Annotated in this window: 22 protein-coding genes; 9 read left to right on the forward strand and 13 right to left on the reverse strand. The window is 66.5% G+C overall.

The window, feature by feature from the left end; all coding sequences use genetic code 11:
• Positions 1–3: 3 nt before the first annotated feature.
• From AAHS21_RS03930 to AAHS21_RS03945, 4 genes are all read left to right on the forward strand, one after another.
• Complete coding sequence (locus AAHS21_RS03930; RefSeq protein ID WP_342926361.1) at positions 4–891, forward strand: alpha/beta hydrolase; 888 nt, start codon at positions 4–6, stop codon at positions 889–891.
• A 124-nt stretch (positions 892–1,015) separates the two neighbouring features.
• Positions 1,016–1,306, forward strand: coding sequence for a YiaA/YiaB family inner membrane protein (locus tag AAHS21_RS03935; protein WP_342926362.1), 291 nt, complete (start codon positions 1,016–1,018; stop codon positions 1,304–1,306).
• 48 nt (positions 1,307–1,354) lie between these two features.
• Entirely contained in the window at positions 1,355–2,497 is a 1,143-nt protein-coding gene (locus AAHS21_RS03940) for a DUF5931 domain-containing protein (protein ID WP_342926363.1), read from the forward strand.
• Complete coding sequence (locus AAHS21_RS03945) at positions 2,494–3,156, forward strand: response regulator transcription factor (protein WP_342926364.1); 663 nt, start codon at positions 2,494–2,496, stop codon at positions 3,154–3,156. The genes AAHS21_RS03940 and AAHS21_RS03945 overlap by 4 nt, the downstream gene beginning before the upstream one ends.
• Here AAHS21_RS03945 and AAHS21_RS03950 read toward each other — a convergent pair.
• From AAHS21_RS03950 to AAHS21_RS03960, 3 genes are all read right to left on the reverse strand, one after another.
• Positions 3,153–3,626 (reverse strand): hypothetical protein, encoded by a 474-nt coding sequence (locus AAHS21_RS03950; RefSeq protein WP_342926365.1) that lies wholly within the window; start codon positions 3,624–3,626, stop codon positions 3,153–3,155. The two genes, AAHS21_RS03945 and AAHS21_RS03950, sit on opposite strands and share 4 nt — an antisense overlap.
• The gene (locus AAHS21_RS03955; protein WP_342926366.1) at positions 3,623–4,915 is read right to left on the reverse strand and encodes an acyltransferase; all 1,293 of its coding nucleotides are present in this window, start codon (positions 4,913–4,915) and stop codon (positions 3,623–3,625) included. Before AAHS21_RS03955 ends, AAHS21_RS03950 begins: the two co-directional genes overlap by 4 nt.
• Positions 4,916–5,004: 89 nt before the next feature.
• Complete coding sequence (locus tag AAHS21_RS03960; protein WP_096283751.1) at positions 5,005–5,640, reverse strand: TetR/AcrR family transcriptional regulator; 636 nt, start codon at positions 5,638–5,640, stop codon at positions 5,005–5,007.
• Between the two features lie 173 nt (positions 5,641–5,813).
• Here AAHS21_RS03960 and AAHS21_RS03965 point away from each other — a divergent pair, with 173 nt between their 5' ends.
• The gene (locus AAHS21_RS03965) at positions 5,814–5,939 is read left to right on the forward strand and encodes a hypothetical protein (protein WP_090598460.1); all 126 of its coding nucleotides are present in this window, start codon (positions 5,814–5,816) and stop codon (positions 5,937–5,939) included.
• A 186-nt stretch (positions 5,940–6,125) separates the two neighbouring features.
• Entirely contained in the window at positions 6,126–6,251 is a 126-nt protein-coding gene (locus AAHS21_RS03970; protein WP_342926367.1) for a hypothetical protein, read from the forward strand.
• Between the two features lie 7 nt (positions 6,252–6,258).
• Here the strand turns inward: AAHS21_RS03970 and AAHS21_RS03975 are convergent, their stop codons facing one another.
• Positions 6,259–7,488 (reverse strand): cytochrome P450, encoded by a 1,230-nt coding sequence (locus tag AAHS21_RS03975; RefSeq protein WP_342926368.1) that lies wholly within the window; start codon positions 7,486–7,488, stop codon positions 6,259–6,261.
• A 71-nt stretch (positions 7,489–7,559) separates the two neighbouring features.
• Between AAHS21_RS03975 and AAHS21_RS03980 the strand changes: the two genes are divergently transcribed.
• A complete protein-coding gene (locus AAHS21_RS03980) occupies positions 7,560–8,159 on the forward strand; it encodes a TetR family transcriptional regulator (RefSeq protein ID WP_342926369.1) in 600 nt (199 codons plus the stop codon).
• A gap of 5 nt (positions 8,160–8,164) precedes the next feature.
• Here the strand turns inward: AAHS21_RS03980 and AAHS21_RS03985 are convergent, their stop codons facing one another.
• The 4 genes from AAHS21_RS03985 to AAHS21_RS04000 all read right to left on the reverse strand — a co-directional run bounded on the left by AAHS21_RS03985 (position 8,165) and on the right by AAHS21_RS04000 (position 11,566).
• Entirely contained in the window at positions 8,165–9,589 is a 1,425-nt protein-coding gene (locus AAHS21_RS03985) for an NAD(P)(+) transhydrogenase (Re/Si-specific) subunit beta (RefSeq protein WP_342926370.1), read from the reverse strand.
• The gene (locus tag AAHS21_RS03990; protein ID WP_342926371.1) at positions 9,586–9,921 is read right to left on the reverse strand and encodes an NAD(P) transhydrogenase subunit alpha; all 336 of its coding nucleotides are present in this window, start codon (positions 9,919–9,921) and stop codon (positions 9,586–9,588) included. Before AAHS21_RS03990 ends, AAHS21_RS03985 begins: the two co-directional genes overlap by 4 nt.
• Positions 9,922–11,022, reverse strand: coding sequence for a Re/Si-specific NAD(P)(+) transhydrogenase subunit alpha (locus AAHS21_RS03995; protein WP_342926372.1), 1,101 nt, complete (start codon positions 11,020–11,022; stop codon positions 9,922–9,924).
• Positions 11,023–11,095: 73 nt separating this feature from the next.
• Complete coding sequence (locus tag AAHS21_RS04000) at positions 11,096–11,566, reverse strand: nuclear transport factor 2 family protein (RefSeq protein WP_342926373.1); 471 nt, start codon at positions 11,564–11,566, stop codon at positions 11,096–11,098.
• A gap of 201 nt (positions 11,567–11,767) precedes the next feature.
• Between AAHS21_RS04000 and AAHS21_RS04005 the strand changes: the two genes are divergently transcribed.
• On the forward strand, positions 11,768–12,988 hold the full coding sequence (locus AAHS21_RS04005) for an acyl-CoA dehydrogenase family protein (protein WP_096290796.1): 1,221 nt from the start codon (positions 11,768–11,770) through the stop codon (positions 12,986–12,988).
• Complete coding sequence (locus tag AAHS21_RS04010; RefSeq protein ID WP_342926374.1) at positions 12,981–13,805, forward strand: tyrosine-protein phosphatase; 825 nt, start codon at positions 12,981–12,983, stop codon at positions 13,803–13,805. The genes AAHS21_RS04005 and AAHS21_RS04010 overlap by 8 nt, the downstream gene beginning before the upstream one ends.
• Here AAHS21_RS04010 and AAHS21_RS04015 read toward each other — a convergent pair whose 3' ends face one another.
• The 5 genes from AAHS21_RS04015 to AAHS21_RS04035 form a co-directional block, all read right to left on the reverse strand.
• Complete coding sequence (locus AAHS21_RS04015) at positions 13,806–14,672, reverse strand: cyclopropane mycolic acid synthase family methyltransferase (protein WP_342926375.1); 867 nt, start codon at positions 14,670–14,672, stop codon at positions 13,806–13,808. It abuts the gene before it with no gap.
• A gap of 185 nt (positions 14,673–14,857) precedes the next feature.
• Positions 14,858–15,721 carry an SDR family oxidoreductase gene (locus tag AAHS21_RS04020; protein WP_342926376.1) on the reverse strand — a complete coding sequence of 288 codons (864 nt, stop codon included), beginning with the start codon at positions 15,719–15,721 and terminating at the stop codon, positions 14,858–14,860.
• Positions 15,722–15,775: 54 nt separating this feature from the next.
• Positions 15,776–17,215 (reverse strand): aldehyde dehydrogenase family protein, encoded by a 1,440-nt coding sequence (locus AAHS21_RS04025; RefSeq protein WP_342926377.1) that lies wholly within the window; start codon positions 17,213–17,215, stop codon positions 15,776–15,778.
• Positions 17,216–17,398: 183 nt separating this feature from the next.
• On the reverse strand, positions 17,399–18,316 hold the full coding sequence (locus AAHS21_RS04030) for a class I SAM-dependent methyltransferase (protein WP_342926378.1): 918 nt from the start codon (positions 18,314–18,316) through the stop codon (positions 17,399–17,401).
• Entirely contained in the window at positions 18,316–19,251 is a 936-nt protein-coding gene (locus tag AAHS21_RS04035; RefSeq protein ID WP_342926379.1) for a class I SAM-dependent methyltransferase, read from the reverse strand. Before AAHS21_RS04035 ends, AAHS21_RS04030 begins: the two co-directional genes overlap by 1 nt.
• Positions 19,252–19,265 lie beyond the last annotated feature (14 nt).

Consider the following 19,265-nt stretch of genomic DNA (forward strand, 5'->3'; position numbering starts at 1 on the left):
CCGATGACTGAGCGCGAAGACGTGCAATTCACCTCCGGTAGCGACCGGATCAGCGCGTGGCTGTATCGGCCCGCCGGTGCCGGCGATGCACCGCTGTTGGTGATGGCGCACGGCCTGGGCGGGGTGCGGACCATGCGCTTGGATGCCTACGCCGAGCGGTTCAGCGCCGCCGGCTACGCCTGCCTGGTCTTCGACTACCGCAACTTCGGCGACAGCGAGGGTCAGCCGCGCCAGGTCCTCGACATCGACATGCAGCTCGCCGACTGGGCCGCCGCGGTGGCCTACGCCCGCACCCTCGACGGCATCGACCACGATCGAATCACGTTGTGGGGCACGTCTTTTGCGGGTGGCCATGTGATCGCCACGGCCGCCCGGCTGCCGGGCATCGCGGCGGTCATCGCACAATGTCCGTTCACCGACGGCCTGGCGTCGGCTCGCACGATCTCTCATCCGCTGGCCGTCGCGCGCATCGCCGCACGCGCGATCCGCGACATCGTCGGCGCCCGGCTGGGCCGGCCTCCGGTGATGATCGGCACGGCGGGCCATCCCGGCGACGTCGCCCTGATGAATACGCCCGACTCCTACCCGGGGTACCTGCGGCTGGTGCCCGACGGTGTCCAGCTGCGCAACGAGATCGCGGCACGCATCACGCCGAAGATCTTCACCTACCGTCCCGGGCTGCTCACCCCGAAGATCGGCTGCCCCATCCTGTTCTGCGTGTGCGTATACGACTCGCTGGCGCCGGCGGATGCCACCCTGCGCCACGCGGCCAAGGCGCCGCGCGGCGAGGTACACACCTACCCCGAGGGCCACTTCGCGATCTACGTCGACGACGCTTTCGAGCGGGTGGTCGCCGATCAGATCGCGTTCCTCGACAAGCATCTGCGCTGAGTGTGACGCTGGCGTCACGTTGGGCGCCGAGTGTGAAGCCAGCGTCACACTCGAGCGCCGGGGCCCCCGTATCTGAGTAGTCCTACCCTGTCCGGCGCGGCCACGCTTTCGCATCCTGGGATACATGGAAATTCCCAATGGCACGTCGAAGAACACCCCCGCCTTTTTCATTCAGGCCGCGATCGCGTTCGGCGTCAGTTTCGTCAGCGCGCTCGGCGGAATCTTCTATCTCCCGCTCGACGCATGGCAGCGACTGTTCCTCGGCATCACCGTGTTGTTCCTCGTCTCCAGCGCGTTCACCCTGGCAAAGGTGATCCGCGATCAGCAGGAGGCCGCGACCGTGCGGGTGCGTCTGGATGAGGCGCGGATGGAGAAGCTGTTCGCCGAACACAATCCGTTTACCACCGCGACCTGATCGTCGGGCGAGCCCGCGCCGAGGCGCCGCCGACTTATGCTGAGCGCGATGACGCGCCCCAATCCCGATCCGACGGCGCCGCTGTGGCGCGCGGCGCAGGTGTTCCGGCTGCTGAGTTGCCTTTACGCGCTGGGCTTTCAGATCGCCATCAACCCGGACCTGCGCCGGCCGGGGCTGGGTTGGGTGCTGTTCGCGGTGCTGATCGGATGGAGCGCGGTCTGCGCGATCGCCTACTTACGCGGGTTCGGCCGAAGGCCGGCGTGGGTGGTCGCCGAGATCGTGGTCGTCGTACTGCTCATGTGGTCCAACCGGGTGGTCACGTTTGATCACTGGGCCTCGGAGAACCAGACCTGGCCGACGACATTGTGGGCCAGCAATCCCACGATCTCGGCCGCGATTCAGCTCGGTCCTGTCCGAGGCATGTTGACCGGACTGGTGGTGATGGCCACCAATTTCGCGGTCAAGAACTACTTCGACCTCAACATGAGCCACAACGCCACGATCATCATCGAGCTGGCGATCGGCATGGCCATAGGTTTGGCCGCCCAAACCGCGCGTAGCGCCCACGCGGATCTGCAACGCGCCGCTGCGCTGTCCGCCGCGGTGCAAGAGCGCGAGCGGCTATCCCGCGAGGTGCATGATGGCGCCATCCAGGTGCTGGCGCTGGTCGCCAAGCGCGGACACGAAATCGGCGGCCCCACAGCGGAATTAGCCGACTTGGCCAGCGAGCAGGAACGCGCGCTGCGACGATGGGTCACCTCCACCGGCATCGACGAGTACGGGGACCGGACGACGATCGATCTGCGCACGCTGCTGCGCCACCGAGAATCCGACCGCGTATCGCTGAGTGTGCCGGGCACGGCGGTGGCGCTGCCGCGTCGGGTGGCCGCCGAGCTCGATGCCGCCGTGGGCAACGCGCTGGACAACGTTGCGGCGCACGCGGGCGCCGCGGCCCACGCATTCGTGCTGCTGGAGGATCTGGGCGATTCGGTGACGGTCAGCGTGCGCGACGACGGCGTGGGCATCGCCAACGGGCGACTCGAGGAGGCCGCCCAACAGGGACGCCTCGGAGTCTCGAAATCGATTGTGGGACGGCTCAATGCGCTGGGCGGCACTGCCCAGCTGCACAGCCGCCCGGGTGAAGGCACGGAGTGGGAACTGTGCGTGCCACGCGACGGGGGGATCAAATGACCGACGACACCGCGGCGACGGTGATGGTGGTGGACGACCATCCGATCTGGCGCGACGCGGTCGCCCGCGACCTCGCCGAGGACGGATTCAACGTGGTCGCCACGGCTGACAGTGTGGCCGCCGCCCGGCGCCGGGCGGCGGTGGTCAGGCCGGACGTCGTGGTGATGGACATGCGCCTGTCCGACGGCGACGGCGCGCAGGCTACGGCCGAGGTATTGGCGGTTTCCCCGTCATCGCGCGTGTTGGTGCTCTCGGCCTCGGATGAACGCGACGACGTCCTGGAGGCCGTCAAGGCCGGCGCCACCGGCTACCTCGTCAAGAGCGCCTCGAAAGCCGAACTGGCGCAAGCCGTCGAAGCCACCGCCGCGGGGCGGGCGGTGTTCACCCCCAGCCTGGCCGGACTGGTACTCGGCGAGTACCGGCGCATCGCCCAGAGTAAGGACCCAGGGCCCCCCGGCCCCAGACTGACCGAGCGCGAGACCGAGGTGTTGCGCCATGTGGCAAAGGGATTGTCGGCCAAGCAGATTGCCGAGCGGCTGTCGTTGAGCCACCGCACCGTCGAAAACCACATCCAAGCGACCTTCCGCAAGCTGCAAGTCGCCAATCGCGTGGAGTTGACCCGCTACGCGATCGAGCACGGGCTGGACAGCGAACCCTAGGCCCGGTACGGCTGCTGCTTTGGCAACGAAATGGCCAGTGCAACAACAGCTATCGTGGCGACAAGGGTGTAGGCGAAGATGGCCCATGACACCGCCCCGGTGGGCAGTCCGGCCATCTGTTTGCCGAACACCAGCGGGGCCGGGACGAGGTGTGTCACCAGTAACAGGCCCGCCAGCAAGCCCGGCACCGATGCCACCAGGGTGACCCAGATGCCCGCGCGGCGCCGGCACCACAGGATGACCGCGCCGATGAACAGCCCGGCCGCCGCGACGGCCTCGAGCAATGCCACCATCAGCAGGCCCATCCCCACAGGCGCCGCCAACAGCAGCGGAGACAAAAACCCAAGGCCGGCAACCAGCTTGGCCAACTCGAGGTCGCACGCGACGAAGCCAAGTCCATGGACGGCCGCACCGGCCAGGGCGAGCAGTCCGGCCGCCACGGTGGCGGCCGACTGCTGCAGGGATTTCACGCCCGATCCCGACCGGTCGCGGCCAGCGCCCGAGCACCCAGCAGGGCGGTCACCATCGTCGCGACGCACATCAGGCCATTGTCCTTGAGGCCCCACTTGATCGAGGCCAGGGTTGCCACCCCGGCGACGCACAGCAGCAGGCCCGCCGCCACACCCCGGGCGACCGAGGTGATCGCCCCGGCGCCGTCCCAGCCCGCAAGCGGGTTGTTCTCCAGCGGCCGCAGCACCAGGAACAGCACCGCCACCACGGCGACCATCAGGATCAGTTGCATCACGCTGATGGCCAGGTAGTCCGGCCGGCCGGGGTAGCGAGGGTGGCCGGTGAGATCGAAGAGCAGGTGCATGCCGAGCAGCGCGGGCATGTGCCACAGGTAGAGCGTCATCGCGCCGGAGTTGCCGAGTGCGGTCCACCACCACACGCGTGGCCGTTGCGCCCATCGGGTGATCGCGGGCATGGCGGCGATGGCCAGCGCGCTCAGGACGATGGCGTGACCGGCCTGCAGCAGCGACGGCGGGCTGGTGTTGGACAGTCCGTGATGCCCGGTGCCGACCAGGCTGATTTCGTACGGTCCCCAGCACACCAGGGCGACGTCGACCGCGAAGGCGACTGCGGCTGTCACCAGCGCGGCACGCCCGGGCAGCAAGCCGCGGCGGTACGCGACACCGAACATGGCGGGGATGAGCCAGACCGCCATGTTGAGGTAGCCCAGCGCCGATGCGACCGGCCAGTGCAGCCGGACGACGTCGATGGCGGCGATGGCCCCGTAGACCGCGGCTACCCCCGCGACGAAACGGGTGCGGGTGGTGATCCGGGCCATCGCCGGCATCGCGGCCAGTACCAGCACGTAGGCGCCGAGAAACCACAGCAGCTGGATGCTGACACCGGCGACGGGCTCGTAAATATGTTGGGGCAGAACGGGATACAGCAGGGTGAGGGCGATCGCCCAGAATCCGAGGTAGTAGAACACCGGCCGGAACAGCCGGGTGCAGCGTTTCATCAGCCAGCCGCCCCAGTTGGCGCCGGGCCGCCAGGACGACAGGCTCGCGGCGGCACCGGCGAAGAAGAACAGCGGCATAATCTGGAAGATCCAGGTGAGGGCCGCAAACACCACCGAGGTGGTCAGCAGGTTGTCCCAGATCAGCACGTGGTTGCGGATGACGCTGATGGCCATCACGGTGTGACCGGCCACCACGCCGATCAGCGACACGATGCGGATGACGTCGAGGGCGCGGTCGCGATCGGCCGGCGTAGTGGCCGCCAGCTCGGCGGGGCTAAGAAGTGTTTGCACTCGAAAAGCATTGCCGGGCAGCGACCCCCAGGACCCGCGCAGTTCTACGCGTTAAGCCTGAGTAGTTCTACTCAAACCGATCGGGCCCATTACGGCCCGAGCGGAGACTCCGTGCGGATCGTCTCGTCACGGATCAGCCCCCGCAGCAGCGCGGTGCTGAACTCGGCGGCGATTTCTTTGGCAGTCCGGCGGCCGTCGGGGCGCAACCAGCGATAGGCCCCCAGAGTCATACCGATGTAGCCCAGCGCCACCACGTGGGTATCGCATTCGAAGAACTCACCGCTGGCGATGCCGCGGTCGATCAGGCCGTGCACGTGCTCGTAGACCTGGGTTTCCTTCTCCCGGACCTCGGCGACCTGTTCCTCGGTGAACCACTCGGTGATGTAGGGCGCCTCCTGGAAGTACACCGCCGCGCCCTCCGGGTTCTCGGCGATGTTCGTCAGCAGCCGCACGGTGTATTGGTAAAGCGCCTCCCGGGCCGTCCAGGAGGGGTCATCGTGGACGGCTTCCAGGGTGCTCTCGGCGGCCTGGCGGTAGATGTCAAACAGGATCAGCGATTTGCTGGCGTAGTAGTGGTAGACCGTCGCCTTGTTCAGGCCGATGACGTCGGCGACGTCATCCATCCGGGTGCCGTGGTAACCCCGGGCGGCGAACAGCTTGGTGGCGACCGCCAGCAACTCCTCGCGGCGCGTCAACCCGTTGCGGGTGATGCTGTCCGATGACATCTTTACTCACTATCGTCGCGCCAACGCGGCCGAATGGGCATGGCTTCGGGTCCGGTCTAGGCAAAGTACCAATCAACTGGTTGGACAGTTTAGAGGGATCGGCGCCTGTCGCACCGGCACGGATGCGACTAGACTCGGATATTTGAACTGGTCGCGAGTGCAGAGGTGGGGCGATGGATCCGAGTCCGGATTATGACGGCAGCGACGAAATCGAATTCTTCATGAAGTATTTCACCTGGGGCCTGCGTGGGGTTCAGGACGGAAACGGCTACCCCCCGCCCGCCTACCCACCCGTTTAGACAGACTTTTTCGCGTCCCGAACAAATCGCGGTTGGGCTGACTCACGCGCCGCTAAGTATCAACCAATCACGTTGTGCCACAAAGTTATTGGCTTCTAGTCGGCTGGTATCGATAGCCGTAGCATTCCATTCGCCGGTCATGCGCCTGGCGTCGCGCCGCGTCCAGGGGAAACTACCGTCTGCGGGGTGGACCCCAGTCCGGACTATGACGCCAGCGACGAGATCGAGTTCTTCATGAACTACCTGAGCTGGGGCTTGCGCGGAGTTCAGAACGGTCAGGGGTACCCGCCGCCCGCGTATCCGCCCACTTAGGCGCCGATCATGCGCCGTAGGCGACGTCGAGGCGTTTGACACCGTTGATCCAGCCCGACCGCAGTCGCTGCGGCGCGGCGAGCCTGGTGATGTCGGGTATCTGCCCGGCGAGCTCGTCGAAGATCAGCTTGATCTCCATGCGGGCCAGGCTGGCGCCGATGCAGAAATGCGCGCCATTGCCGCCGAAACTCAAGTGCGGGTTCGGGTTGCGCGAAATGTCGAATCGGAAGGGATTGTCGAAGACTTCCTCGTCGAAATTGGCCGAACTATAGAACAGCCCGACCCGCTGCCCTTCGCGGACGGTGACTCCGCCCAGTTCGACGTCGGCGAGCGCGGTGCGCTGGAAACAGTGCACGGGACTGGCCCAGCGGATGATCTCGTCGACCGCGGTGGCCGGCCGCTCGCGCTTGAACAGTTCCCACTGCTCGGGGTTGTCGAAGAACGCGTTCATCCCGTGCGTCATGGCATTGCGAGTGGTTTCGTTGCCGGCCACGGCCAGCAGGATGACGAAAAACGCGAATTCGACGTCGCCCAGCGCGTCCCCGTCGATGTCGGCTTGGATCAGGCGCGTGACGATGTCGTCGGCCGGGCAGCGGCGCCGCTGGTCGGCCATGTTGTAGGCGTAGGCCATCAGCTCGGCGTTGGCGGTGGTGGGGTCGCTGTCGAAGTCGGGATCGTCGGTGTTCATGATCGCGTTGGTCCAGTCGAACAACTTGGCACGATCCGCCTCCGGCACGCCGATCAAGTCGGCGATCGCCAGCAGGGGCAGGTTCATCGCGATGTCGTTGACGAAATCGCCGTCCCGCTTGAGCGCGGCGGTACGCACGATCTCCTTCGCCGCGCCGGCCAGCTTCTCTTCGAGTTGGGCGATCGCGCGCGGCGTGAACAGCCGCGACACCAGTTTGCGCAGCCGGGTGTGTTCGGGCGCATCGTGGTTGATCAACAACGCCTTGGTCAGCTCGAGCTGATCGGCGGTGACGCCTTCGGGAAGGCGCATGACGGCGCCCTTGCGATTGGTCGACCACAGGTGGCCGTCCCGGGAGACGGCCTTGACGTCCTCGTGGCGGCTGATCACCCAATAGCCGCCGTCGTCGAAGATCGACTCGGGCTGCGGGTTCCACCAGACCGGGGCCGTGCGGCGCAGCTCGGCGAATTGGGTGACCGGAAGGCCGGCCAGCAGTACGTCGGGATCGGTGAAATCGAAGTTCGCTCCGAACGGACACGTCGTTGTGTTCATCTCGCCGATCATACAGACGATTGCGCAGCGTATGACCTGGCGTTGCGGCGCGCGTCGGATATCGTCGCGGTGTGCGGACCCGTGGATGGGGTGGCAGCGTGCCGGCCACCGACGAGGAGGCGGTGGCTCGCATCCTGGCGGCCACCCGCCGGACCATCGACGAGCGCGGCGACCAGACCACGCTGGCCGACGTCGCGCGCACGCTGAACGTGACGCGGCAGACGATCTACCACTACTTCGCCTCGACCGACGAACTGCTCCAGGCGACTGCCCTGGGGGCGACCGACGACTTCATGGACCACCTGGCGACGGCGCTACACGGGATGACCGACCCGGCGGCGGCTTTGATCGAGGGCATCTGCCTGACGCTGGAGCGGCTGCCGAAAGACCCCTACATCGGCCTGCTGTTGCGGGTGTCGCGCACCGGGGCATTCGCCGAACAGGTCACGGTCACCAACGAGACCGCCCGCGTGCTGGGCCGCTCGATTCTGGACCGCCTCGACGTCGACTGGTCGGCCTATGCTCCCGCTGCGATCGAAGACATCCTGCAGATCGTGCTGCGCACGTTGCAATCGTTCATCCTGTCGCCGCCGACCGGCGATGGGGCCGAACTGCGCCGGCTGCTGGGCGTGTGGGTCGGTCCCGTCGTCGCGGCGCTACCGCGCGCCTAAGGCCCCTACAGGGCCTTGAGTTCCTCGGCGACCTCGGTCACCGACTTCTTCGCGTCGCCGAACAGCATGCTGGTGCCCTCGCCGTAGAACAGCGGGTTGTCGATCCCCGCGAAACCGGAGTTCATCGACCGCTTGAGCACGATCACCGACTTGGCCTTGTCGACGTTGAGGATCGGCATGCCGTAGATCGGGCTGGAGGCGTCGTTGCGGGCGGCCGGGTTGGTGACGTCGTTGGCGCCGATGACGATCGCGACGTCGGTACGGGCGAACTCGTCGTTGATGTCGTCCATGTCCTTCATGGCGTCGTAGTCGACCTCGGCCTCGGCCAGCAAGACGTTCATGTGCCCGGGCATCCGGCCGGCCACCGGGTGGATGGCGTACTTGACCGTCACACCCTTGTTCTCCAGCAGGGCCGCCATGTCCTTGACCGCATGCTGGGCCTGCGCGACGGCCAGGCCGTAGCCGGGCACCACGATCACCTGGTTGGCGTAGGCCATCTGGATCGCGGCGTCGGCGGCCGAGGTCGCCTTCACGGTCTTGTCGCCGGTGTCGCCACCACCGACAGCCACACCACCACCGCCGAAGCCGCCCGCGACGATCGCGGGGATGGAGCGGTTCATCGCCTTGGCCATCAGGTTGGTCAGGATCGAACCCGAGGCGCCGACGATCATGCCCGCCACGATCATCGCGGTGTTGTTCAGTGCCAGGCCCGCCGCGGCGGCCGACAGCCCGGTCATCGCGTTGAGCAGCGAGATGACCACCGGCATGTCGGCACCACCGATCGGCAGCACCACCATCAGACCCAGCACACCGGCGGCGGCCAGCAGGCCGATCATCCACCACAGCGACGCGCCACCGGTGCCCGGATGGGCGTGCAGGCCGACGACGACCGCCGACGCGACCGCCCCGGTCAGCAGCAGCAGGTTGATCGGCTGCTGGGCCTTGCCGAAGCCGATCGGCGAACCGGAGATGATCTCCTGCAGCTTGCCGAAAGCGATGATCGATCCCCAGAACGAGATCGAGCCGATGATCGCGGCGAACAGCGAGGCCACCACGATGTGCACGGTCGGCGACTCGCCATGCTGGAACGCCGAAAAGCCGTTGGTCTCAATGAATTCCGCGAGCGCGATCAGCGCGACGGTGCCACCGCCCACGCCGTTGAAGAACGCCACCAGCTGCGGCATGGCGGTCATCTTGGTCAGCCGCGCCGGGGGAACACCCAGCGCGACACCGACGACCAGGCCGGCGATGATCAGCACCCACGATTCGGTGTGCCGGATCTTGATGAGCGTCGCTGCCACGGCCAGGGCCATGCCCACCGCGGCGATCAGGTTGCCGCGCACCGCGGTCTTGGGACCGGTCAGGCCCATCAAGCCGTAGATGAACAGCGCGAACGAAATGATGTAGAGGACCGTGACCAGGTAGTTCATTTGGCGGCCGGCCCTTCCGCCTTCTCGGAGCTGACAGGCTGGGCCTTCTTGCCTTTGAACATACCCAGCATCCGGTCGGTGACGATGAAGCCGCCGATGACGTTCAGCGTGCCGAACACCACCGCGACGAACAGGATGATCTGCACCGCCAGCGACGGATGCTCGACTTCCCCGAACACCACCAGCGCGCCCAGCACCACGATGCCGTGGATCGCGTTGGTGCCCGACATCAGCGGCGTGTGCAGCGTGTTGGGCACCTTGGAGATCACCGCGAACCCGACGAATCCGGACAGCACCAGAATCGCGAGGTTCTCTAATAGCTCGTCGTACATCTAGGAGTCCTCCTTGCGGGTCACGCACGATGCCGCGACGATTTCGTCGTCGAAGTCCGGGGCCAGCTTCCCGTCGGACACCAACAGGTCCAGCAGCGCGGTGATGTTCTTGCTGTAGAGCTCACTGGCGTGCTCGGGCATCGTCGCCGGCAGGTTCAACGGCGAGGCGATGGTGACGTCGTGCTTGACGACCGTCTGCCCGGGCTCGGTGAGCTCGCAGTTGCCACCGGTTTCCCCGGCCAGGTCGACTACGACGCTGCCGGGCTTCATCGCCTGCACCGCGGCGGCGGTCACCAGCCGCGGCGCGGGCCGGCCCGGGACCAGCGCCGTGGTGATCACCACGTCGAATCCACTGATGGCCTTTTCCAGCGCCTGCTGCTGCTGGGCGCGTTCCTCGTCGGTCAGCTCGCGGGCGTAGCCGCCCTCACCCGCCGCGTCGATGCCGACGTCGAGCCACTGCGCGCCGACCGAACGCACCTGGTCGGCCACCTCGGGGCGCACGTCGTAACCGGTGGTGCGCCCGCCGAGCCGCTTGGCCGTCGCCAGCGCCTGCAGTCCGGCCACGCCCACCCCGAGCACCAGCACCGTGGCCGGCTTCACCGTGCCTGCCGCCGTGGTCAGCATCGGGAAGAACCGCGTCGACTCCGACGCCGCCAGCAGCACGGCCTTATAACCGGAGACGTTGCCCTGTGACGACAACGCGTCCATGGCCTGCGCACGTGAGATCCGCGGAATCGCCTCCAGCGCGAACGCCTGCACGCCAGCCGCCTTGAGCGCGCCGATCGAGTTCTCGGCACTGCGCGGCGCCAGGAAGCCGATCAGCGTCTGGCCGCTGCGCAGCTTGGCCACCTCGTCGGAGGTCGGGGGCGCCACCTTGACGACGACATCGGCGGACCACGCGTCCCCGATGGTGGCGCCGGCCTCGGTGTACAGCTCGTCGGGAAGCAGCGCCCGCGCACCCGCACCGGACTCGACCACCACCGCCAGACCACTGCTCACCAGGGATGCGACCGCCTTGGGTACCAGTGCAACGCGGCGCTCATCCGTCCCGGATTCGGCGACAACGCCGACCTTGACCGGCTCTAGCTGCGCATCTGTCATGGCGCGTACATCTACTTTCCTTAGCTCAGCTGCATTAATGCGAACCTCGTTGAGTTGAACACCCTAGCGGCCGTTACCAAAGCGGTATGTCTTGGCCGTGTTCCGACACCGGTCGGGGCCCGAAGTGGCGCCGTTGCGATTCGTCGATCCGGATGTCGTTGATACTGGCCTCGCGGCGCGCCATCAAGCCGGACGGCGAGAATTCCCAGAGTTCGTTGCCGTAGCTGCGATACCACTGGCCGCTCGCGTCGTGGCATTCGTACTGAAACCGCACGGCGATGCGGTTGTCGTGGAAGTCCCACAGCACCTTGCGCAGGGAGTAGTCCAGTTCGCGCTGCCACTTGCGGGTGAGGAACGCGACGATCTCGGCCCGGCCCACGACGTGTTCGTCGCGGTTGCGCCATTGCGAATCGGGCGTGTACGCCAGGCTGACCTTCTCGGGGTCGCACGTGTTCCAGGCGTCCTCGGCGGCCTGGACCTTCTGCAGCGCTGTTTCGCGGGTGAATGGCGGGAACGGGGGACGGGATTCGGCGTCGTCGCTCATGGGTCCATCGTGGCGGATCGCGACCGCGAACGATAAGCCGATATGAGCTGTCCCGTTCGTCGAGACTGAAATCTCGCTTACCAGCCGCGGCGAGTCAGCTGCTTAGTTTCGGTGTCGCGCCGGTGGCCGGGAATCGAAGCGTTTGTCCCGCGAGCGCCGCCCTTACCCACGTGTCCTATCGTGACGGTCATGGACTTCGCGATGTCGGCTAAGGCCACCGACTACCACAAGCGGTTGTCCGACTTCATGACTGAGTTTGTCTTTCCGGCTGAGGCCGCCTACGACAGCTACCGCCACGAGGCCGGCGCAGATGACCACACCGTTCCCCCCGTTATCGAGGAACTCAAAGTCAAGGCCAAAGAACGCGGCCTGTGGAACCTGTTCCTGCCGGCCGAGTCCGGGTTGACCAACCTCGAGTACGCCCCGCTGGCCGAGCTGACCGGCTGGAGCCTGGAGCTCGCGCCCGAGGCGGTCAACTGCGCGGCACCGGACACCGGGAACATGGAGACCCTGCACCTGTTCGCCACCGAGGAGCAGCGCAAGCAATGGCTGGAGCCGTTGCTGGCCGGCGAGATTCGCAGCGCCTTTTCGATGACCGAGCCCGCGGTCGCCAGCAGCGATGCCCGCAACATCCAAACGGCCATCGTGCGCGACGGCGCCGACTACGTCATCAACGGCCGCAAGTGGTGGACCTCGGGTGCGTCGGACCCGCGCTGCAAGATCCTGATCGTGATGGGCCGCACCAATCCCGACGCGGCCAGCCACCAGCAGCAGTCCATGGTGCTGGTGCCGATGGATACCCCCGGCGTGACGGTGGTGCGCTCGACCCCGGTGTTCGGCTGGCAGGACCAGCACGGGCACTGCGAAATCATCTACGACAACGTCCGGGTTCCGGCCACCAACCTGCTCGGCGAAGAGGGCGGCGGTTTCGCGATCGCCCAGGCCCGGCTCGGACCGGGCCGCATCCACCACTGCATGCGCGCGCTGGGCGGGGCCGAACGTGCCCTGGCCCTGATGGTGCACCGCGCGAACAACCGGATCGCGTTCGGCCGCCCGCTGGCCGACCAGGGTCTGGTACAGCAGGCAATTGCCCAGTCCCGCAACGAAATCGACCAGGCTCGACTGCTGTGCGAGAAGGCCGCGTGGACCATCGACCAGCACGGCAACAAGGCCGCCCACCTACTGGTCTCACAGATCAAAGCCGTTGCACCGCAAGTGGCCTGCGACGTGATCGATCGCGCGATTCAGGTACATGGAGCCGCCGGGGTCAGCGACGACACCGTGCTGGCCCGGCTCTACGGCTGGCACCGCGCCATGCGGATTTTCGACGGACCCGACGAGGTGCACATGCGAACCATCGCCCGAACCGAAATCGGCAGGGAGCAGTCCGCCTTCGCCGCTGCGGTGACCCCGCATGACTGAAGCATTGCGAGAACTGTCCGGCGCGTGGAACTTTCGCGATGTCGCCGACGGCGTGTCCGCGCTGCGGCCCGGACGGCTCTTCCGGTCCGGCGAGCTGAGCCGCCTCGACGACGAGGGCCGGGAAACGCTGCGCGAGTTGGGGATTACCGATGTCGCCGATCTGCGCGCCGCGCGTGAGGTGGCCCGGCGCGGTCCGGGGCTGGTCCCCGACGGCATCGACATTCATCTGCTGCCGTTTCCCGATCTCGGCGACGAGGAGCCGACCGACGACGACGCGCCGCACGAGACCGCGTTTCGGCGCCTGTTCGAGGGCGAGGCCCACCAGACCGACGAAGAGGTCAACGAGGCCGCCATCCGCCACATGACCGACGAATACCGGCAATTCCCCACCCGCAATGGCGCACAACGCGCTGTGCAACATGTCTTTTCGTTGCTGGCCGCGGGACGCCCGGTGCTCACGCACTGCTTCGCGGGCAAGGACCGCACCGGCTTCGTGATCGCCACGGTTCTGGAGACGATCGGCATCGACGAGGACACCATCGTCGCCGATTACCTGCGCAGCAACGCCGCGGTACCCCAGCTGCGCGAGCACATCTACGACATGATCCAGCAACGCTCCGATGTCGAATTGACCCCGGAGGTCGTCACTTTCACCAAAGCCCGACTGGCCGACGGTGTCCTCGGCGTGCGAGCCGAATACCTGGACGCCGCACGCCAAACCATCAACAGCGAGTTCGGCTCGCTGGAGGCCTACCTGCGCGATGCGGGCGTCACGCGCACGGATGTGGAACGCCTGCGCAGCGAACTGCTGGCCTGACTACTTGCGCAGGGTGAACTGGTTGAGGTCGGTGTAGCCCTTGCGGAACAGGTTCGCGCACCCGGTCAGGTACTTCATGTACATCTCGTAGACCTCTTCGGACTGGATCTCGATGGCCTCGGCTTTGTGCGCCTGCAGGCCCGCGGCCCATACGTCCAGGGTCTTGGCGTAATGCCGCTGCAGCGACTGGCGACGCCTCAGCTTGAAGCCGGCCTTCGCCGAGAACTCCTTGACCATGTCGATGGTCGGCAGATAACCGCCCGGGAAGATTTCGGTCTTCATGAAGTCGCTGAACTCGACGATCGCCGGAGTCAGCGGCAAGCCGGACGCGATGATTTCCTTCTCCGACAGCACGGTGATCGTGTGCAGCAGGAACGTGCCACCGGCCGGCAGGAGCTCATACGCGCGCTCGAAGAACGCCGTGTAGCGGTCCAGGCCGACATGCTCGAGCGGGCCGATCGCGACGATTCGGTCCACCGGCTCGTGAAAGCGCTCCCAGCCCTCCAGCAGCACCCGCTTGGAACGGGGGCTGTCCATTTCGTCGAGCACTTTTTGGGCGTGGCTGGCTTGGTTCTTCGACAGCGTCAAGCCGACGACGTTGACGTCGTATTTCTCGATGGCCCGCACCATGGCGGCGCCCCAGCCGCAGCCGAGGTCAAGCAGTGTCATGCCCGGCCGCAAGTCCAGCTTGCCCAGCGAGAGGTCGATCTTGGCGATCTGCGCCTGTTCCAGCGTCATGTCGTCGCCGCCCAGCCAGTAGGCGCAGGTGTACATCTGGGTGCGGTCGAGGAACAGACGAAAGAAGTCGTCGGAGAGGTCGTAGTGCGCTTGCACGTCCTCGAAATGCGGCGTCAGCTCCTCAGACATGACTGTGCTGCCTTTCCCTGGACCCCGCCAGGTAGCCGTCAGGTCCAGTCGCGATGCGACGTGGGGTTGGTTGGGTCGCGTCCACTGTAAGGCGAATCCGGTTGGAGCGCTTCGCCGAAGGGACTATTGACGTTGTCGTCAGTTGCACTGATCGCACAACGACCGGACCACGACGACGGTCTCGTTCAGCCGAGTTTGAAGTCGGCCTGTTTCGCCGCGGACAGATCGGTGATCTGGTCCCACTGCGCGGCGACATCGTCAACCGTCGGCGGCTTGTCGAAGTTGACGCCGTCGTTCTGGAAGAGTGCGACGCGCTGCACCTTGCCACCCCCGACCACGAAAACCGAAGCGCTGTTGGGGTTTTCCTCGGTGCACAGGTAGGACACCACCGGCGCGACGTACTCCGGGGTGAGCTTCTCGAGTACCTCGGGGGGGAGGATGTCCTGGGTCATGCGGGTTGCCGCGATCGGGGCGACAGCGTTGGCGTGGATGTTGTACTTGGCGCCCTCGAGCGCCAGGCTGTTGATCAGACCGACGAGCCCGAGCTTGGCCGCGCCATAGTTGGTCTGGCCGAAGTTGCCGAACAGTCCGCTGGTCGAGGTGGCGACGACGACCCGGCCGTAGCTCTGCTCGCGGAAGTGTGGCCAGGCGGCGCGAATGACGTTGTAACCACCGTAGAGATGGACCTTGAGTACGGCGTCCCAGTTTTCGAAGGACATCTTGTGGAAGGTGCCGTCGCGCAGGATGCCGGCGTTGCTCACCACGCCGTGGATCGCACCGAACTCGTCGAGCGCGGTCTTGATGATATTTTCGGCGCCCTCGGGCTCGGCGACGCTGTCGTAATTGGCCGCCGCCCGGCCACCGGCGTCTTTGATCTCCTTGACGACCTCGTCGGCCATGTTGTGGCCGGCTCCGGTGCCGTCGCGAGATCCACCGAGGTCATTGACGATGACGCTGGCGCCCTCCTTGGCGAGGGTGAGCGCATATTCGCGCCCCAGTCCTCCGCCGGCTCCGGTGACGACGATGACGCGATCCTGCACTCCGGGCATCAGGTTCCTCTCTGCAATTAACCAACGGTCGTGGACGACCCCCGAGCTAGTGTGTCAAAACAGCTTGCGCGCCATCTTCAGGGCCCGGTCGGTGTAGGGCGGGTAGGTGAAGCTGGACAGATCCGGGCGGGTCGGTTTGGTCATCACCGACTTGCGGTGACTGAACTCCTCGAAGCCCCACTTGCCGTGGTAGGCACCCATTCCCGACGCGCCGACCCCGCCGAACGGCAACTTGGCCGTCGATACCTGGAACGCGAGGTGGTTGACCACCAGGCCACCGGCCGGGACTTCCTGGATCACCTTCTCGCGCACCTCGCGCGACTTGGTGAACAGGTACGCCGACAATGGCTTCGGTCGCGAGTTGACGAAACGTATTGCATCGTCCAGAGATTGGACGGTGATCACCGGCAGCAGCGGTCCGAAGATCTCGTTGACCATCAGCGGGCCGTCCGTGTCGGGATCGACGACGACCGTCGGCTCGATGCGCAGGGTCGACGCGTCGGAGCCGCCGCCGACGGTGGTCTTGCCGCCCGAGCCGTTGAGGTAGCTGGTGAGCCGGTCGAACTGACGCTGATTGGCCACCCGCATTCCGGTCGGCCCTTGCGAGCGGTACTTCGTAATGGCCGCACCGATCTTGGTCACCAGCTCGTCGCGGATCTTCGCGTCGGCCAGCACGTAATCGGGGGCGACGCAGGTCTGCCCGCCGTTGAGCAGTTTGATCCAGGCGATGCGCTTGGCCGCGACGTCCAGGTCGGCGTCGGCCGCGACGATCACCGGGCTCTTGCCGCCGAGCTCGAGCGTGCACGGGGTCAGGTGCGGCGCCGCGCCTTCGTAGACCTTGCGGCCGATCTCGGTTCCGCCGGTGAACATCACCCGGTCCAAGCCCTGAGCGATCAGCTCCTGGCTCACCGAACCGTCGCCTTCGAACACCGCGATGGCGTCGTTGTCGAGGTAGCGCGGGACCAGATCAGCCATCAGATGCGACGACGCGGCCGCGATTTCCGAGGGCTTGAGGATCACGGCGTTTCCGGCCGCGATCGCGCCGACCGCCGGACCCAAGGTCAAGTAGAACGGATAATTCCAGGCGCCGATGACCAGCACCGTCCCGTAAGGCTCGTACTGGATCCAGCCGCGGCCGGGTAGTTGGGCCGCTTCGAGGAGCGCGTACTTGCGCCTCATCCACTTGCGGACCTTCTTGGCGGCGTACTTCGCCTCGCCGACGGTACCGGCGAAGTCGCCGATGAACGCCTCGAACGGGTGACGGTCCAGGTCGTCGGCGAGCGCGGCGTTGATCGCGGCCTCGTTGTCTTCCATCAATCGCGCCAGCTGCAGCAGCTGGCGCTTGCGCCACTCGACGTCACGGGTGCGCCCGGTGGCGAAGGTCTGGCGCAGCCGGGCCACCGTCGCGGGGATATCGGCGGGCCGGGCCTGCGGCCCCGACGAAGCCCCGTTGGTGGACTCGGACGTCTTGCGTGCAACCGATTCGGTAGTCATCGCTGTCTTCCCCTCTCGGACCTTCCCGGAAATGCCCACAACTGTGCGCGCGGACACATACGGGCGATAACCGCGATCCTAACCATCCGGTCGGTTGGGAGGTAAGGGAAGCTCCAACAGGTGCGGCCGAATATCGCGCCGGCAGCCGATCCTTGGCCAGCGCCCATCCGGCGAACCGCCTGGTCAGCCCCTGGTTGCGGTGATGAAGGTGTTCGCAAAGGGCCGGTCATCGTTTTGCGGCTCGCGACCCAATCGGGTGGCCTCCTCGCGCGCATTGACCGTATGCACCGTCCAGCCGTGCGTAGCGAACCATTCGCCGCAGTCGGGCCGGCCCTCGTCTTCGAACCAGAGGTCGAACGGGTTGAACGAGGTATCCTGGCCGCGCGCCTCGCGCTTGGCCTTCAGCTCGGCCCACCGCTGTTCGGCTTCGCGGCGCTTCTCCACGTCGACTCCGAAATTCTCGACGGCCACCCGACTGCCCGATGCGCTCAGCGCATCGATCGCGACGAACAGCGCTTCTTGAGCGGCCGCCGGCAGGAACGGCAGCAGCCCCTCGGCCAGCCACGCCGTTGGCTGGCTCAAGTCATAGCCCGCCTCGCGCAACGCTTTCGGCCAGTCGTGGCGCAGGTCGACGGGGACGGGGCGCCGCACTGCGATGGGCGTCGAGCCCGCCAACGTCTCGGCCTTGTACTCGAGGACCTTGGGCAGGTCGATCTCGTAAACCGTCGTCCCGGCGGGCCAGTCCAACCGGTACGCGCGCGAATCCAATCCGGCGGCCACGATCACCGCCTGGCGAATACCCGCGGCGGCCGCCGCAGCGAAGTACGCATCGAAGAAATGCGTGCGCACCGCCTGGTAGTTGATCATCTCCTGGGCGCGCACCGCGCCGTCGGGATCGTCGTCCTCGGCGCCTGCCCACCACGCCGTCACCTGCTCGCGCACGCCTTCCAGTGCCGGCGTGGAAACCAGCGGTTCGGCGAACTGGTCGCGGATCAGCGGATCCGCGCTGGCGGTCTCGGCGGCACGGGCCAGCGCGACCATCACCGCGGTGGCCCCGACGCTGGTGGCGATGTCCCAGGAGTCGTCTGCCGTGCGTGCCATTACAACCGCTCTCCGATCACGAAGTTGGAATAAATGTCCTGCTCGTCGGCAAGCGGGTGATCGTCGCTCCAACGACCCAGCCTGCGCCGCTCGTCTGCCGATAGCCACAGCTGCGCGTGCCAGCCGTGCGCGTTGAGCCACTGCGCGACATCCGCCCGATGCTCGTCGAAATACATCAACTCCCCGGCGTCGGGGTTGCGCACCAGGCCGATCTCGTCGGCCAACTTGCTCACGCGCTCGTGTACCTGCGTCCGCCGCTGTTGGGCACGAGCGGGGGCGGTCTCGGCCGCCACCCGGCTTCCGGCCGCGCTCACCTCGCCGACCTGGGTGAACAACCGGTCCTGCGCCTCGGCGGGCAAGTACATCAGGAGTCCCTCGGCCAGCCACGCCGTACGTGCCGACGGGTCGAAGCCGGCGGCACGCAGCGCCGAGGGCCAATCCTGCCGCAGGTCGATGGCCACCTCGCGGCGATCCGTTGACGAGCGCACGCCGTTTTCGGCCAGCGTTACGGCCTTATAGGCCAGCACCTGGGGCTGGTCGACCTCATAGATCGCGGTACCGTCGGGCCAATCCAGGCGGTAGGCACGGGAGTCCAGCCCGGACGCCAGGATTACCAGCTGGCGGATTCCGGCGGCCGCGGCATCGGTGAGATAGCGGTCGAAGAAGTGCGTCCGGACCGCCACGTAACCGCGAATATGGGCGAGATCGGCCACGAATTCCGGGTCGAGCGCTTCCACCTTGGCGGCGACGTCCGGGTCGAGCATGGCCCCCCAGAGCACCCCGATACCGGCGTTAGTGGCCAGCAGTTTGGCGTACGGATCGCGGATCAGCGCATCTGGCTGTTCGGTTTCGACGGCTCGCGCCGCGGCGATCGTCACCGCCGTCGAGCCGACGCTGGTGGCGATGTCCCACGTGTCGTCTGCACTGCGAGGCATGACTGGGACTTAAC

This window comes from Mycobacterium sp. 050272, from assembly GCF_039023525.1.
Taxonomy (GTDB): Bacteria; Actinomycetota; Actinomycetes; order Mycobacteriales; family Mycobacteriaceae; genus Mycobacterium.